General features: G+C 30.5%; 13 protein-coding genes. 8 read left to right on the top strand and 5 right to left on the bottom strand.

Annotation, left to right across the window (positions count from 1 at the left end; translation table 11 throughout):
* Positions 1-187: 187 nt before the first annotated feature.
* Together ABXT39_RS01445 and speB are read right to left on the bottom strand one after the other, a co-directional pair.
* Positions 188-1,624, bottom strand: coding sequence for an aldehyde dehydrogenase family protein (locus tag ABXT39_RS01445; RefSeq protein WP_415295464.1), 1,437 nt, complete (start codon positions 1,622-1,624; stop codon positions 188-190).
* 20 nt (positions 1,625-1,644) lie between these two features.
* Positions 1,645-2,604 carry an agmatinase gene (gene speB / locus ABXT39_RS01440; RefSeq protein ID WP_415295463.1) on the bottom strand — a complete coding sequence of 320 codons (960 nt, stop codon included), beginning with the start codon at positions 2,602-2,604 and terminating at the stop codon, positions 1,645-1,647.
* 57 nt (positions 2,605-2,661) lie between these two features.
* On the opposite strand from speB, the gene ABXT39_RS01435 reads away from it, so the two are divergent.
* From ABXT39_RS01435 to ABXT39_RS01400, 8 genes are all read left to right on the top strand, one after another.
* Positions 2,662-3,399, top strand: a complete 738-nt coding sequence (locus ABXT39_RS01435) for a putative zinc-binding metallopeptidase (protein WP_415295462.1) — start codon at positions 2,662-2,664, stop codon at positions 3,397-3,399.
* Positions 3,399-4,043, top strand: coding sequence for a peptidylprolyl isomerase (locus ABXT39_RS01430; protein WP_415295461.1), 645 nt, complete (start codon positions 3,399-3,401; stop codon positions 4,041-4,043). Before ABXT39_RS01435 ends, ABXT39_RS01430 begins: the two co-directional genes overlap by 1 nt.
* Before the next feature lie 152 nt (positions 4,044-4,195).
* Positions 4,196-5,332: an aromatic ring-hydroxylating oxygenase subunit alpha gene (locus ABXT39_RS01425; protein WP_415295460.1), complete on the top strand. Its 1,137-nt coding sequence runs from the start codon at positions 4,196-4,198 to the stop codon at positions 5,330-5,332.
* Positions 5,325-5,744 (top strand): lactoylglutathione lyase, encoded by a 420-nt coding sequence (gloA, locus tag ABXT39_RS01420; RefSeq protein WP_415295458.1) that lies wholly within the window; start codon positions 5,325-5,327, stop codon positions 5,742-5,744. Before ABXT39_RS01425 ends, gloA begins: the two co-directional genes overlap by 8 nt.
* A 17-nt stretch (positions 5,745-5,761) precedes the next feature.
* On the top strand, positions 5,762-6,157 hold the full coding sequence (locus tag ABXT39_RS01415; RefSeq protein ID WP_415295457.1) for an AraC family ligand binding domain-containing protein: 396 nt from the start codon (positions 5,762-5,764) through the stop codon (positions 6,155-6,157).
* Positions 6,158-6,177: 20 nt separating this feature from the next.
* Entirely contained in the window at positions 6,178-7,599 is a 1,422-nt protein-coding gene (locus ABXT39_RS01410) for a glutamine synthetase family protein (RefSeq protein ID WP_415295455.1), read from the top strand.
* Positions 7,599-8,609, top strand: a complete 1,011-nt coding sequence (locus ABXT39_RS01405; protein WP_415295453.1) for an alpha/beta fold hydrolase — start codon at positions 7,599-7,601, stop codon at positions 8,607-8,609. The genes ABXT39_RS01410 and ABXT39_RS01405 overlap by 1 nt, the downstream gene beginning before the upstream one ends.
* A gap of 99 nt (positions 8,610-8,708) precedes the next feature.
* Entirely contained in the window at positions 8,709-9,914 is a 1,206-nt protein-coding gene (locus ABXT39_RS01400; RefSeq protein ID WP_415295451.1) for a primosomal protein, read from the top strand.
* Here the strand turns inward: ABXT39_RS01400 and ABXT39_RS01395 are convergent.
* From ABXT39_RS01395 to ABXT39_RS01385, 3 genes are read right to left on the bottom strand one after another with little or no spacing between them, the layout of a single operon-like run.
* On the bottom strand, positions 9,911-12,133 hold the full coding sequence (locus ABXT39_RS01395) for a 3-hydroxyacyl-CoA dehydrogenase NAD-binding domain-containing protein (protein WP_415295449.1): 2,223 nt from the start codon (positions 12,131-12,133) through the stop codon (positions 9,911-9,913). The genes ABXT39_RS01400 and ABXT39_RS01395 overlap by 4 nt on opposite strands.
* A gap of 56 nt (positions 12,134-12,189) precedes the next feature.
* Positions 12,190-13,044, bottom strand: a complete 855-nt coding sequence (locus ABXT39_RS01390; RefSeq protein ID WP_415295448.1) for an ABC transporter permease — start codon at positions 13,042-13,044, stop codon at positions 12,190-12,192.
* 3 nt (positions 13,045-13,047) lie between these two features.
* Positions 13,048-14,295, bottom strand: coding sequence for an ABC transporter permease (locus ABXT39_RS01385; RefSeq protein ID WP_415295446.1), 1,248 nt, complete (start codon positions 14,293-14,295; stop codon positions 13,048-13,050).
* Positions 14,296-14,356: the final 61 nt, after the last annotated feature.

Below are 14,356 nucleotides of genomic sequence, written 5' to 3'. Positions count from 1 at the left end.
CTCCCTATTTTTTTTTTGTTGCTTTTATTAACCTTAAATAGTTACGGCAACATTAACTGCGACGTTATGGATTATGAAAGCTATGTATACAATAAATTAGTACAACTTCAGGTTTTTAGAATTAACCAATAGAAATAAGGCTCATTTAACTATCAAAAACCTATTATGAACAGTAATTTAAGTTAAATTAATCGTTCCAACCACTTACTACTTTAACTTCTAGATATTCTTCTAGGCCTAATTTTCCAGCTTCTCGACCAATTCCAGAATGTTTGTATCCTCCAAAAGGAGCGTCTGGAGCTAAACCAGCACCATTAATATCAACCATTCCTGATCTTAATTTTCTAGCAACACGATTGGCTTTTTCTTGATCTTGCGTTTGAATAAAATTTAACAATCCATAAGGAGTATCGTTTGCAATTTCGATTGCTTCTTCCTCTGTTTCAAAAGGTATAATTGATAAAACTGGTCCAAATATTTCTGTTCTTGCAATTTGCATTTTGTTATTAACATCTGCAAATGCAGTAGGCTTAACAAAATAACCTTTGTCTAATCCTTCTGGTTTGCCAGTTCCGCCAGCTACTAATTTGGCTCCTTCGTCAATACCGACTTGAATTAACGCTTGGATTTTATCAAATTGAGCTTTTGAAACAACAGGTCCAATATGATCACCTTCTTTTGTTGCAACATCAACCTTCATTGAGTTAGCAAAATTTTTTACTCTTTCAACAGTATCTGCATAAATTGATTTTTCGACCAACATTCTTGTTGGGGCATTACAAGATTGTCCCGAATTTCTAAAACATCTAAGAGCACCTCTTTCAACAGCTTTTGCATCTGCATCTTTAAATATAATGTTTGCTCCTTTTCCACCAAGTTCAAGACTAACTCTTTTAAAATCGCTTGCTGCATTTTGAGAGATTAAAGCACCTGCTCTAGTTGAGCCTGTAAATGAAACCATGTTAACATCTGGGTGACTGGTTAATGCGTTTCCAGTAACTGCACCATCTCCATTTACTAAATTGAACACACCTTTTGGTAATTTAATTTCGTCAATCATTTCTGCTAAAATCATCGATGATAATGGAGCTATTTCAGATGGCTTAAGCACCATTGTGCAACCTGCAGCAATAGCTGGTATTACTTTTAAGCAAGTTTGATTCATTGGCCAGTTCCATGGAGTAATTAATGCACAAACTCCTTTTGGCTCATGTAAAATATTATTATTAAGAGCGTGTTCTCCCAACTTTGCTTCAAATGTATATTCTTTTAGAACTTTTATATAAGATTTTATATGACTAGCTCCAGTTCCGGCTTGTAATTGAGTTGAAAAATCAATTGGAGCCCCCATTTCAAGAGTTATAGCTTTAGCCATATCAGCCCATCTCTTTTTATAAACAACATACAGGGCTTCTAAATATTTTAATCTTTCTTCTTTTGTTGAAAATGCCCATGTTTCAAAAGCTTTGCTTGCTGCGCTTACTGCATCATTTACATCTTCTACTCCACCTAAAGATATAACCGCACAGTCCTCTTCGGTTGACGGGTCTGTTACTTTAAAGTCATTTGGTTTTTTTGGGGAAACCCATTCACCATTGATATAAAAAATTTTCTTGTCTAGCATTTTCAGAAACTATCCTTTCTTTATGATTTTGCAAATAAATTTGTTAGTTCATAAACAATGGTTGCTGCAGCTAATGAAGTAACTTCGGCATGATCATATGCTGGAGAAACTTCAACCACATCAGCAGAAACAAGATTTAAACCAGACAGTCCTCTTAAGACATTGACCATCTCTCTTGTGGTCATACCAGCAATTTCAGGTGTACCTGTACCTGGGGCAAAAGCTGGATCTAAAACATCTATATCAATAGATAAATAAAGTGGATTGTTACCAACTCTTTTTCTAATTCTTTCAGCAATTTTATCTGTGCCTTGTGTTTGAAACTCATCACAGTGAATAATTTTAAAACCAAATTCTTCATCATTTTTAATGTCATCTCTGCTGTAAAGAGGGCCTCTAATACCAACATGCATTGAAGCATCATCTAAAAATAAACCCTCTTCTCTTGCTCTTCTAAAAGGAGTTCCATGTGTATAAGGAGCACCAAAGTAAGTATCCCATGTATCTAAATGTGCATCAAAGTGTACTAAAGCAACTGGGCCATTACATTTTTTATTAATTGCTCTTAATAAAGGTACTGCAATTGTATGGTCACCACCTAGGCTAATTATACCACCAACTTTATTCAGTAAATCTGTTGCTCCAGCTTCAATCTGTTTTATCGATTCATCAATGCTAAATGGATTACAAGTTATATCTCCAGCATCAGCAACTTGTTGTACTTTAAAAGGTTCAACATCATAACTTGGATGATAATTAGTTCTTAAATGTCTCGATGCTTGTCTAATACTCATTGGTCCAAATCTAGCTCCTGGCCTGTAACTAGTGCCAGCGTCAAATGGAATTCCAACAATTGCTACATCACAACTTTCAACATCTCTTAATTCTGGCAGTCTTGCAAATGTAGATGGTCCAGCAAATCTTGGGACTTTAGTTCCACTAATAGGTTGAATTGGGTTTTTATTTCTTTCTTTTTTCATTTATAAATAAAATGTACCACATTCTTTGATAATGGAATATCTTCTATCTTTATAATTATGAACTTAATAAGAGCCATTTTACTATTAATTATTTTTATTACTCCGTTAAAAGCCAATACTATTTATAATCTCATCAAAATACCCAACTTAGAGATTTATGAAATAAATACTAAAAATAAGCTTAAATATTTTTATGCCGTCAGACCTTTTAGGCTAGGTACTCAAAAAAATATTGTTTGTTCAAATTCAAATAAAAGAGATTTAGAGGTGAAATATAAAATTATTCATAAAAATCTTAGTAGATATTCTTATGATTTTTTAAAAAAAATTAATCTCAAATATATTGTTATGTGTGAAAATTTATCAATTTCAGAATTATATACAGCTGGTATTCCAGATAATGTAATGAAAACATTAATACTGGATATTAAATTTAATGAAGATTACTTTGAAAGAATAATCCATCATGAAGTTTTTCATGTAATGCACCTTCAGCACAAAGAAGTATTTAATGAAAAAGAGTGGATTAAATTTAACAATTCTAACTTTAAATATGCTGAATGTTCTACATGCACAAAAAAAATAAGCTTAGAGCAATACCAAGAAATAAAAGGTTTTTTCACAGAATATTCTAAGTCAACAGCTTCAGAAGATATGGCAGAAGTTTATTCACATATGATCTTTTTAAAGGAAAAAGAAATTAACCAAATTCGTAAATCAGACCCTATTTTAAATAATAAAATTTCATATATTGAAAATAGAATAAAAGAAATAGACAATTCTTTTACATTTTAATGATAAAAAAAATTAGAGCTTCTACATCAGAAAAATTTATTTTTACTTTTTTAATTTTATTAGGAGTCGCTACTTTCTGCACATACTTCATAGTTAAAAATAAATGTTTATTTGTCAAAAATATTGATCCAAAAAATATTACTTTTAAAAAACCAAACAATATAGCAATTTTAGATGCACCTTGTGGAAATGTGATTATAGAACTTTATCCAAATACTTCACCTAATGCAGTTCAAAGATTTGTAACTTTAATTAGATCCAATGCTTATGAAAATATTGCCTTTCATAGGGTAATTGAAAATAAACTTATTCAGGCTGGTGACCTAGAGTTTGGAAAAAAAGGAAATTTAGATTATGGAAAAATTGGTACTGGAAAATCAGGTTTAGGTACAATTAAATCAGAGATCGATAATAACTTTAATTACACCAAAGGTAGTGTCGGATTAGCTCGAACATTTAAGAACGACACTGAAGATAGTCAATTTTTTATAATCTTACAGGATGAGCCATTATTCGAAGGTGAGTATACACCTGTTGGTAGAGTACTTTATGGGTTAGAAGTCCTAAAAAAAATCAAACATGAAAGACGCTCGGAGTATATATTGAGACCTGATTTTATTAATACCTTTAAAATGTTAAATTAAGTTATCTAAAAGCTCTAATTAATTATCATAACCACTTAAATTCTAGCTAACCTGACATACTGGCAATCTAATGTAATTTTATTGTAAGTTTCATTATTCTCAAATAAGGTTTTGGATGTAATTATACAAAACAATTTTACGAAGAATAGCAGATGACTAAAGAGAGAAACTTTACCAAGATTAAAAGGCCTAAAAATTTAAATACTATATATGGGCTACCCCCAGAATCCTATACTGATGATGTTTTTTGGAAAAAAGAATGTAATACAGTTTTATCTGATGATTGGTTATTTGTTGGTCTAGTTCATGAACTTAAAAATCCTGGTGATATAATTCCTTTATCCATTGCAGGTAAGCCTATATTTCTTGTTAAAGATCTAGAAAACAAAATTTCTACTTTTCATAATGTGTGTAGTCATCGATGTTTGAAACTGGTTGATGAAAAAAAGAATGTAGGAAAAATTATTAAATGTCCTTATCATGCATGGAGCTATAACTTAAAAGGACAATTAAAGGCTGCACCACATATAGGTGGTACAAATCAACATAAACCTGAAGGTTTTGATCTTTTAGATCATGGATTAAAGCCAATCAGAACTCATATTTGGCATGATTGGATTTTTATAAATTTTAATGGAAAGGCAAAAAAATTTGAAGACTATGCTAAGCCACTTATAAAAAGATTTAATGATATTGATTTAAAAAAATTAAATTACGTCGCGACTTTAGATTTTGGTAAAATAAATACTAATTGGAAATTTCTTATTGAAAATTTTATTGAGCCTTATCATGTTCAATTTGTTCATAAAAAAACAACAAATCAACCATTAAAAGATCATTACACCTTTGTTGATGGTAAGTGTTATGGAAGTGGTGTTGATGTTGAGCAAGAAGATGAAAAAAATTACAATGCTTTATCTGTTACCTCAAGATACTTATCACTTTTTCCAAATTTTATAATGGGGACTTATTATCCAAATCAAGTTGGTGTTTATTTAAATATTCCCATAAGTCCAGGTATAACATCACAAAAAAGAATAATCTATACTATAGATAATAAAGTGATGACTAAAAAAGAAATTCAAGCAACTAAGGATATTTGGTGGAACGTTCATAAAGAAGATCATGAAATGTGTGAAAGATTACAAGAAGGTAGATCTTCTCCAGCATCCCATAATGGTGGGCTTTTATCTCCTGTATGGGAAAAAGGAGTTCAAGCATTTCAAAAACTTATAATTAATTCTATTAGAAAATCTTTTAAAATAACAAGAAGAGTAAAAAATGTCTAAAGAGATTAATCTAGAGGGTTACAGACTTGCTCACACTATGATCAGAGTTAAAAATTTAGAAGCATCGTTTAATTTTTATTGCAAAACTTTAGGGATGAAAATTTTAAGAAAAACAGACTATCCGGAGGGGAAATTTACCAATGCTTTTATTGGTTATGGACCTGAAACAGAATCACCTTGTTTAGAACTAACCTGTAATTGGGACCAAAAAGATGATTATGACAAAGGTAATGGATGGGGACATGTTTGTATAGAAACACCAGATGTTTACAAAGCTTGTGATGATCTTGCAAAATTAGGAATAAACATTACCCGTAAACCAGGTCCTATGAAACATGGAACTAGAATAATAGCTTTTTGCGAAGATCCAGATGGATACAAAGTCGAGTTAAATGAACCAGTAAAAGTATAAATAGAAAGGGAAGATAAATGTCAAAAAAACCACAATTATATAAATTTAAAGATATTGAAAATAGACTTCATACTTTAGAGCCAGGAAAAAGTTACATTAAGCCTTTTGTGACCAGCAAGGTGAGTAACACAATGTGTGGAGGTTTAAATTTTTTAAACAAAGCTTCTATACCATGGGATTTAACTTGTGATGAAATTATCTATTGTATGACAGGAACTTTTCGCCTTACATGTAATGGTGAGTCTTATATTTGTAACCCTGGAGATGTGCTTTATATTCCAAAAGATAATCATATTGCTTATGAATGTGATGAAAAGTGTGTAATATTTTACGCTGCTTATCCTCATGATTGGAAACAACAAGCAGGTATTACATTCGTACCAGGAATAGACCCTGAAGATATGCCTCAATAGTAAAGCTAAAGGAGATCAATATGAGCAAGAATGAAAAAATTTATTATGAAAACTTTAAAGATGCAGTTGAACGTAATAGAAAAAAAATACCTTCTGTTCATAAAAAATTAAAAGCTGCTGGTGTAAAGTATGTTTTATCCAGCTGGATTGATCTCCATGGTATACCAAAATCAAAGCCTGTACCAATGACTGATTTTGAACCATTATGTTTGGGTAAAGGGCCTCAGTTTGCTGTTCATTCAATTTCTTTTGTACCTGAGCTTACTCCTGCAGACTCTGATCAGGTCATGTTACCAGATTTAGATGCTGTTTATATTTGTCCATGGGACACTACTACTGCTATTATTTTTGCAGATCTTTTTTGGGAAGATAAACCGTATAACGTTTGTCCCCGACAAGCTTTAAAGCGTGCTATGCAAAAAGCCCAAGATGCTGGATATAAAGGAATGGCTGGGATAGAGCCAGAATTTATTGCAATGAAGTATGATGAAAATGGCGAGCCAGTTAAAGCCATTGATAATGATCCAGCTAAAGGTATCAGGCCTCGACGGCAGGCTTTTGGTTACGATGTAGAACACACATTAGATTCAATGCATTTTTTAAAAGAACTAATAGATATTTTAAATGATCTGGGCTGGATGATACATGATGTGGTTGCAGAGGGAGCTTACTCTCAATTTGAATTAGATTTTCATTATACAAACCTTTTAGAGATGGGAGACAGGTTAGTTTTCCTTCGAATTCTTTTAAAAGAAATAGCTAAAAAAAATAATATGTTTATTACCTTTATGCCAAAACCTACTATAGGTGACTGGAGATCAGGAGCTCATATTAATTTTTCAATGGTAGATAAAAATGGAAAAAATGTATTTGATGGTGGAAATAAATGGTCTAAAGAATCGATCTTTGCTGTTGGTGGATTAATGAAACATGCTGAAGCAATAACTTCCATTACGTGCTCAACTGTAAATTCATACAACGGATTAGTGCCAAGAGTTGGTGGTTTTGAAGGTGGAACTGTAACTTGGGCTCCAACAAACATTACTTATGGACATAATAATAGGTCTGCACAATTTAGATTACCTCAAAATAGATATTGTATTGAAAATAGAGCAGCAGATATGACAATGAATGTTTATCTTGCACTTTCGATAACAATTTCAGCAGCAATTGAGGGAATTGAAAATAAGATACATCCAGGAGAGCCTACTGATCAGGATTTATATAATATGTCTGAGAGTGAATTTAAAAAACTTGGAATTAAAAGACTTCCAAGAAATTTATTAGCTGCAATTGAAGCTCTCAAAAATGACAAATTGACTGATGAAGTTTTGGGTCCCGTAATGAAAAAATCGTTACTTGCCTATAAAAATGATGAATGGGAAAGATATCATCAGGCAGTTACAGATTGGGAAGTAAAAGAGTATCTTAGACTTTATTAATGAAAAAATATCAGGAGTTTAACTTAGGAAATGTTAAACTTTTATCTGGCAAGATTTTAAAGTCAGCTAAATTAGTTTATAAAACTTATGGCAAACTTAATAAAGATCAATCAAATGTAATTGTACTTCCAACCTTTTATACAGGTACTCATATTCGTAATGAAGGTTTTATTGGAAAAAATAGGGCAATAAATCCTAATAAATATTTCATTATTTCAATAAATATGTTTGGTAATGGTCTTTCAACCTCACCAAGTAATAGTGATAAATTACAGCATGGTTCTCAATTTCCCATAATAACACTTTGGGATAATATTTATTGTCAGCATAAATTGATAAATGAAAAACTTAAGATAAAAAAAATTGCATTAGTGACTGGTTGGTCTATGGCGGGTTGTCAGTCATATCAATGGGCCGCTCAATATCCTGACATGGTTAAATCAATTCTTCCTTTTTGTGCATCTTCGAAAACCTCAACACATAATCATGTATTTTTGGAGGGTGTTAAAGCTGCATTAACAGCAGATGTAAATTGGAATAAAGGCAAATATAAAAAACAACCTATTGCAGGGTTAAAAGCCTTTGGACGTGTATATGCCGGTTGGGCCTTCTCTCAAGATTTTTATAGAAAAAAACTTTATAAGAAATTTGGTTTTACGAATGTAGAAGATCTACTTAAAAATTGGGCTAACAATCATGCAAAAAATTGGGATGCTAATAACCTTTTAAGTAAATTAAAAACTTGGCAGTTAAATGATATTAGTAAAAATCCAATATATAAAGGTGATTATATTAAAGCGCTTAAATCAATAAGAGCAAAAACAATTTTAATGCCCTGCAACCAAGATTTATATTTTAGAACAGAAGAAAATAGATTTGAAAAAAGATTTATTAAAAAATCATTATTAAGGCCTGTTGACTCACCTTATGGGCATTGTGTAGCAAATCCAGGTAATGATAAGAATTTTCAAAGAAAATTAGATCAAAATATTACTGAACTGCTAATTTAGTTAAATAAACTAATTAAAAACACTATTAAATTACAGGTTGTACCCAATATAGACACTATAAAGCTTTTTGTATGAAGTAAAATCAATCAAAATGTATTTATGAAAAATCAGCTTGAGAAAAAGCTTAAGAAAATAAATACAGACAGTAAGAGTTTGCTTAAAAGCTCATTAAAAATTCTTAAAAAAATAAACTTAAATAAGTTTAAAAAAATCAAATCATTTTCTTTAACTGAAAAATTTAAAGATTTCAAAAAAAATATTAAACTAAAGGAATTAAATAGAATCAAATTATTAAAAGAAGAAAAAATTAAAGAATTAAAAAAAGAAAAGTTAGAACAAGAAAAACAAAAAAATGAAGAAATAAAGTTAATTAAACAAAATGAATTAAATCTAATAAAAGAAGAAAAACAAAAAATAGAGGCACAAGAAAAACTAAAAGTAAAAATTATAAAACAACAACAGCAAATTGAAACAAAAAAGATTAAACTTGAAGCTCAAAGAATCAAAGCCGAAGAGCAAAAACTAAGAGATGAAGAAGAAGAAAAAACAAGACAAGATAATTTAAAATTAAAAGAAGAAAAACTAAGATTAGATTTTTTTGAAAAGCAAAGAATAAGACAAGAACAACAAAGGGCCAAAATTGAAAATGATAAATTGATAGCTCTTGAGAGACAAAATGCCCGTAAAGCTAAACAGAATATAAAAGATGAGGAAGAAAGATTAAAGAATATTGAGATTGAAAAACAAAAAAAAGATGCGCAAAAATTAAACGAAGAAGAACATAAATTAAATTATCAAAAACAAAAACTTGAAGAAATAGAGCAAAATATAAAAAAAATTGAAGTTGAAAGATTAAGAGAAAAAGAAATAAAAATATTAAAAGAAGCTGACGAGTTAAGAGAAAAAGAAAAACAACTCAGACTAAAAGATCAATTAGAAATAGAAGAACTTAAAGAATCGAGACTAAATGACCTCAATCAAAGAAAAATAGAGGAAGAATTGCAATTAAAAGAAGAAGAAATAAAATTAGAAAATCTAAGGGAACAAAAAATAATTCAAGCCAGAATTCTCGAAGAGAAAAGAGTCAAAGATGAAGAAGAGAGAATAAAAGAGTGGGAAAGGAAATTTGATAAAGAGCAAATAGCAAAAGAGGAAGAGTTGATAAAAAAATTTAATGATCAATTAATTAAAGAAAAAGAAGAAAGTGAAAAGATAATAGAATTTAAAAAAGAAGAAGTAATAGAAGAAAAGAAAGAAGTAATACTAGAAAATGAGATAAAGAAAGAAGAAGACGAAAGATATTAGTTAATTAAAGGTTTTCCTGTTGCTAGTGTGTGTTTAATACGATCTTGAGTTTTTTTTGTTTCAATTAGTCTCATGAAAGCATCTAATTCTAGTTTAAATAAATCATCTTCTGATAAAATTTTATCAATAGTTGTGTCTCCTCCACTCAATACATGGGCTAATTCTTTCGCAACTGTAACACCATGATCACGAATTATTTTTTCATTGTAAAGCTTTTCTATAATTTTATTCATTTCAATTAAAACTTCTTTTCCTGGTAGGTTAAATTCTGTTTCTAATGGAGCTTTAAATTCTCTATTATTTTCTAAGATTTTTTTAGAAACTTCAAGTAAACTATTTCTATTCATTATCTTTTTATCTTCAGTTTTTAAATACTTCATAGGTTCTGCTTCAACAGGTGAAGTTGCAGTTCTTCCGTAACCAATAATATCAAATACTTTTAATGGAGCATAATGAGGGTCTTTTTTAGCCTTATCTGTATCAAGCCATCTCGCTAACATTTCTTTGCATCCTCCACCAGCTGGTATTAATCCAACTATCGTTTCAACTAATCCGACTACAATATTTGTGTGCGAAACTACAAAATTACTTTGAACCATAACCTCAAACCCACCTCCTAAAGTTAATCCTGATGGCGCGGATATAACTGGGTAATCAGAATATTTAAGATTTTTACAAGTTTCTTGGAAATATCTAATAAATTTTTCTATAGATTTAAAATCATTTTTATTTGCAAAATCCATCGTGTAACTCAAGTTTACACCTGCGGAAAATTGCATACTTTCATTTATTATAATCAACGGTTTATCTGTAGCTTTTTTTAAAGCATCCATTGAATCATAATCCAAAGCATTTGCTTTAGTTGTAAACTCAACAATATTATAATCATTAAATCTATATATCTGTGCCGAATTATTTCCATCTACACTTGATGCAGTCTTCTTGGCTTTTCCAAGTGTTTCAATTTCAGTATACTTTTGTCTAGATCCATAAAAATCCTGATTTTTTGTCTCAGCTAAGCTTTCTAGAAAAGAATTTCCTTTAAAATCATCGATCTTACCAAAAAAAGTTTCTATTCCAATTTCTTCTAACATTTCAAATGGACCTTTAGTCCAGTTAAAACCCAATCTCATTGCTTCATCAATATCATTAAAATCATTGGTAATACCTGGAACTAATGATGATGCATATTTAATAATTTTTGAAATAACCGACCATGCATACTCACCGTACTTATCTTCTCTTGAAATCAATTTTTTAAGATCTAATTTATCTGATTTAATATTAATCTTTTTACTTGCTGAATACTCTCCAGTTTCAAGATTAATTGCTTCCATAACTTTTACTTCGTCTATTTTATTAACTCTGTAAAAGCCTCCCTTACCTTTCCTTCCAGTATATCCAGTTTCAATTAATTTTTTTACTAAAGGAATTTCTTTTGCAACCACTTGAAAAGGGTCATTTTCTGGTAATTCTTTAATAAAACTTTTTAATACATCGGCCATTAAATCAATGCCAATTAAATCATAAAGACCAAACACGCCTGTTTTTGGTATACCCATTGGTCTTCCAAAAATTGCATCGGCTTCTTCTATGGTTAGTTTCATCTTAAAAGCCTCAGTCATTGCAACTTGCATTGCAAAAACACCTATTCTATTTCCTAAAAAACCTGGAGTGTCATTACAAATAATTGCACCTTTTCCAAGTTCTATTTCACAAAAATTTTTTAAAGCATTTATTTTATCTAAATCATTATTTTCATTTTTAACTATCTCTAATAACCCCATGTATCTAACTGGGTTAAAAAAGTGAGTAATACAAAAATCTTTTTTTTCTTCTTCTGATAAATGTTCAGATAAGACTTTAATAGGTATAGATGATGTGTTTGAAGAAACGATTGCACCCTTTTTTCTTTCCTTAAATATCTTTTTATAGATTTCATGTTTGATATCTATTCTTTCAACGACAGCTTCTACCACCCAGTCAGCCTCTTTAACTTCATCAAAATTATCTAAAATATTTCCTACTTTAATGTTGTTTATTTTTGACTTATCTAACAGAAGTGGAGGTCTTGATTTGTGAATTTTATCTCGTGCTTGCTCGCTTATTTCAGTTTTTAAATCTAATAAAGTTACTGGAATATTTGCATTGCATAAATGTGCTGCAATTCCGCTGCCCATAGTTCCTGAACCAATAACTACTACTTTTTTAATTTCCATAAGATTTAAAAATTGAAGAACTATTTATAATAAAAAAAATGAACTTAGTAAATGAATTACCTATTAATTCCTCTTAGTCTTTCAGACCTTCTTCTTAAAAGTTCTGCACTAACTAGAATTAATGTGGACATTATAATCAAACAAGTTGCCACAGCCATTATTGTCGGACTTAATTGTTCCCTTAGCCCAACCCACATTTGAATTGGAATAGTAGTGGTTTCAAGTCCTGCTAAAAATAATACAACTACAACTTCATCAAATGAAGTTACAAAAGCAAATAGTGCCCCAGAAATAACTCCCGGTAAAATTAAAGGCAATGTTATTTTCATAAAAGTATTAACTGGATTACTACCTAAGCTAGCTGCAGCTCTTGTAACACTATGATCAAAACCTGTTAATGTTGCAGTAACTGTAATAACAACAAACGGTGTTCCTAAAATAATATGTGCTAAAACTATTCCTGTATGTGTTGCAGCTAAACCTACTTTTGCCATAAAGAAAAAAATTGCTGTGCCTGAAATAATTAAAGGAACAATCATTGGTGAAATTAATAAAGCCATGAATGCTGCTTTGTAAGGCATGTGTCTACTACTTAAACCTAATGCTGCAACTGTTCCAAGAATTGTTGAACCAATTGTTGCAAAGAAAGCAATAATAATACTATTTTTTGCAGCAAGTCCCCATGGGTTTTTAGTTCCATAAATCATGTCCTCATACCATCTTAAAGAAAAACCTTCTGGATCAAGTGCTAACATTTTTGCTGAAAAGTGAATGTATTGCTCAGCATTAAATGAAAGTGGTAGAATTATAAATAGCGGAGCAATTAAAAAGAAAAACACTAATCCACAAATAGTTAAATATGTGTAGTGCCATATTCTATAATTCCATGCTGTATAACTTGGTAATGACATAATTTATCCTAGTTTAATATTATCTATTCCTACTAATTTATTATAAATCCAGTAAATGGTTAATACACCAACCAACAACATTGTGCCCAATGCAGCAGCAAATGACCAATCTAAAGAACTTTTCATATGATAAGCAATCGTATTACTAATTAAAGATCCACTAGCACCACCTACTAATGCAGGAGTTATATAATAACCTATTGCTAAAATAAAAACTAACAAGGATCCAGCACCAATTCCTGGAACTGTTAATGGAAAGTAAATTTTTCTAAATGCCACAAATGGTGTTCCACCTAAAGATTTTCCGGCTCTCATTAAGCTTGGAGATATTGTTTTCATTACACTGTAAAGTGGCAATACCATAAAAGGTAATAAGATTTGAGTCATCGCAACAAAGGTTCCAATTACATTGTACATTAGTTCTGGCCTATTATCGTTTGCTGCAAGCCCAAGCATTACAATTAAATCATTAATTGGGCCTTGCTGTTGAAGTAAAACCATCCAACTTGAAGTTCTAACTAACAGTGATGTCCAGAATGGAAGTAGTACACATATCATCAGTAAATTACTATATTTCATGGGTAATGTAGCTAATAAGTATGAAATTGGATAAGCAAGCACGAAACAGAATATAGTTACCCAAAAAGCAACTTTGAGAGTTCTTAACCATAGTATCTTATGAATTCTTCTGTCCTCTGGTTGCTGTACTATATCTCCATTTTGGTCAAATTTTAAATCCACACCTTTTAGATATTTAGCATAAGTCCAATTTGGTGCAGCATTCTTTAAAGCAACTAAATATTCAGGTTGACCCCACCTTTTATGAACATTTATAAATTGTTCTTTATAATTTCCATCTTCAAATTTTCCAAGTTTTCTAACTGTTTTTTTTATTAAGCTACTAAATCCACCTTTTTCATAATTTAGTCTTGCTATGATCTTGCCGTAAGTTTTGGTCTTTTTTAAATATGATAAATCCTCATAAAGAGCAGCATATACTGGCTCTTCTGGAAGGTTTTTGCCATCCCACTTTTCAATCGCTGTAAAGGTATTTGGGAGCATTTTAGTGATCTTACGATCATCAATACTTCTAAATAACATGTCACCTATTGGAAAAACATATGTAATTATAAGAAATAGAAATAATGGCCCTACAAGAAATAATGCTTTTAATTTATTTTTTCTCTCAGCTTTCCTTAAACTTACCTCTAAAGGTAAACCGTCTGATGATAATATTTGTTCTGTACTCATATTTTAAAACTCTCAAAAAAAAAGGGCGGTTATTATGTAACCGCCCTAGTATTTTATAATA

This window comes from Candidatus Pelagibacter sp. Uisw_113, from assembly GCF_047717815.1.
Taxonomy (GTDB): Bacteria; Pseudomonadota; Alphaproteobacteria; order Pelagibacterales; family Pelagibacteraceae; genus Pelagibacter.
Note: the sequence above shows the minus strand (reverse complement) of the source record. Positions and strands in the feature narration are given on the sequence as shown.

Bases quoted from the DNA above. Each gene is read 5' to 3' on its own strand.
- ABXT39_RS01445 (WP_415295464.1), bottom strand. From the start codon at position 1,624: ATGCTAGACAAGAAAATTTTTTATATCAATGGTGAATGGGTTTCCCCA.
- speB (WP_415295463.1), bottom strand. From the start codon at position 2,604: ATGAAAAAAGAAAGAAATAAAAACCCAATTCAACCTATTAGTGGAACT.
- ABXT39_RS01435 (WP_415295462.1), top strand. From the start codon at position 2,662: ATGAACTTAATAAGAGCCATTTTACTATTAATTATTTTTATTACTCCG.
- ABXT39_RS01430 (WP_415295461.1), top strand. From the start codon at position 3,399: ATGATAAAAAAAATTAGAGCTTCTACATCAGAAAAATTTATTTTTACT.
- ABXT39_RS01425 (WP_415295460.1), top strand. From the start codon at position 4,196: ATGACTAAAGAGAGAAACTTTACCAAGATTAAAAGGCCTAAAAATTTA.
- gloA (WP_415295458.1), top strand. From the start codon at position 5,325: ATGTCTAAAGAGATTAATCTAGAGGGTTACAGACTTGCTCACACTATG.
- ABXT39_RS01415 (WP_415295457.1), top strand. From the start codon at position 5,762: ATGTCAAAAAAACCACAATTATATAAATTTAAAGATATTGAAAATAGA.
- ABXT39_RS01410 (WP_415295455.1), top strand. From the start codon at position 6,178: ATGAGCAAGAATGAAAAAATTTATTATGAAAACTTTAAAGATGCAGTT.
- ABXT39_RS01405 (WP_415295453.1), top strand. From the start codon at position 7,599: ATGAAAAAATATCAGGAGTTTAACTTAGGAAATGTTAAACTTTTATCT.
- ABXT39_RS01400 (WP_415295451.1), top strand. From the start codon at position 8,709: ATGAAAAATCAGCTTGAGAAAAAGCTTAAGAAAATAAATACAGACAGT.
- ABXT39_RS01395 (WP_415295449.1), bottom strand. From the start codon at position 12,133: ATGGAAATTAAAAAAGTAGTAGTTATTGGTTCAGGAACTATGGGCAGC.
- ABXT39_RS01390 (WP_415295448.1), bottom strand. From the start codon at position 13,044: ATGTCATTACCAAGTTATACAGCATGGAATTATAGAATATGGCACTAC.
- ABXT39_RS01385 (WP_415295446.1), bottom strand. From the start codon at position 14,295: ATGAGTACAGAACAAATATTATCATCAGACGGTTTACCTTTAGAGGTA.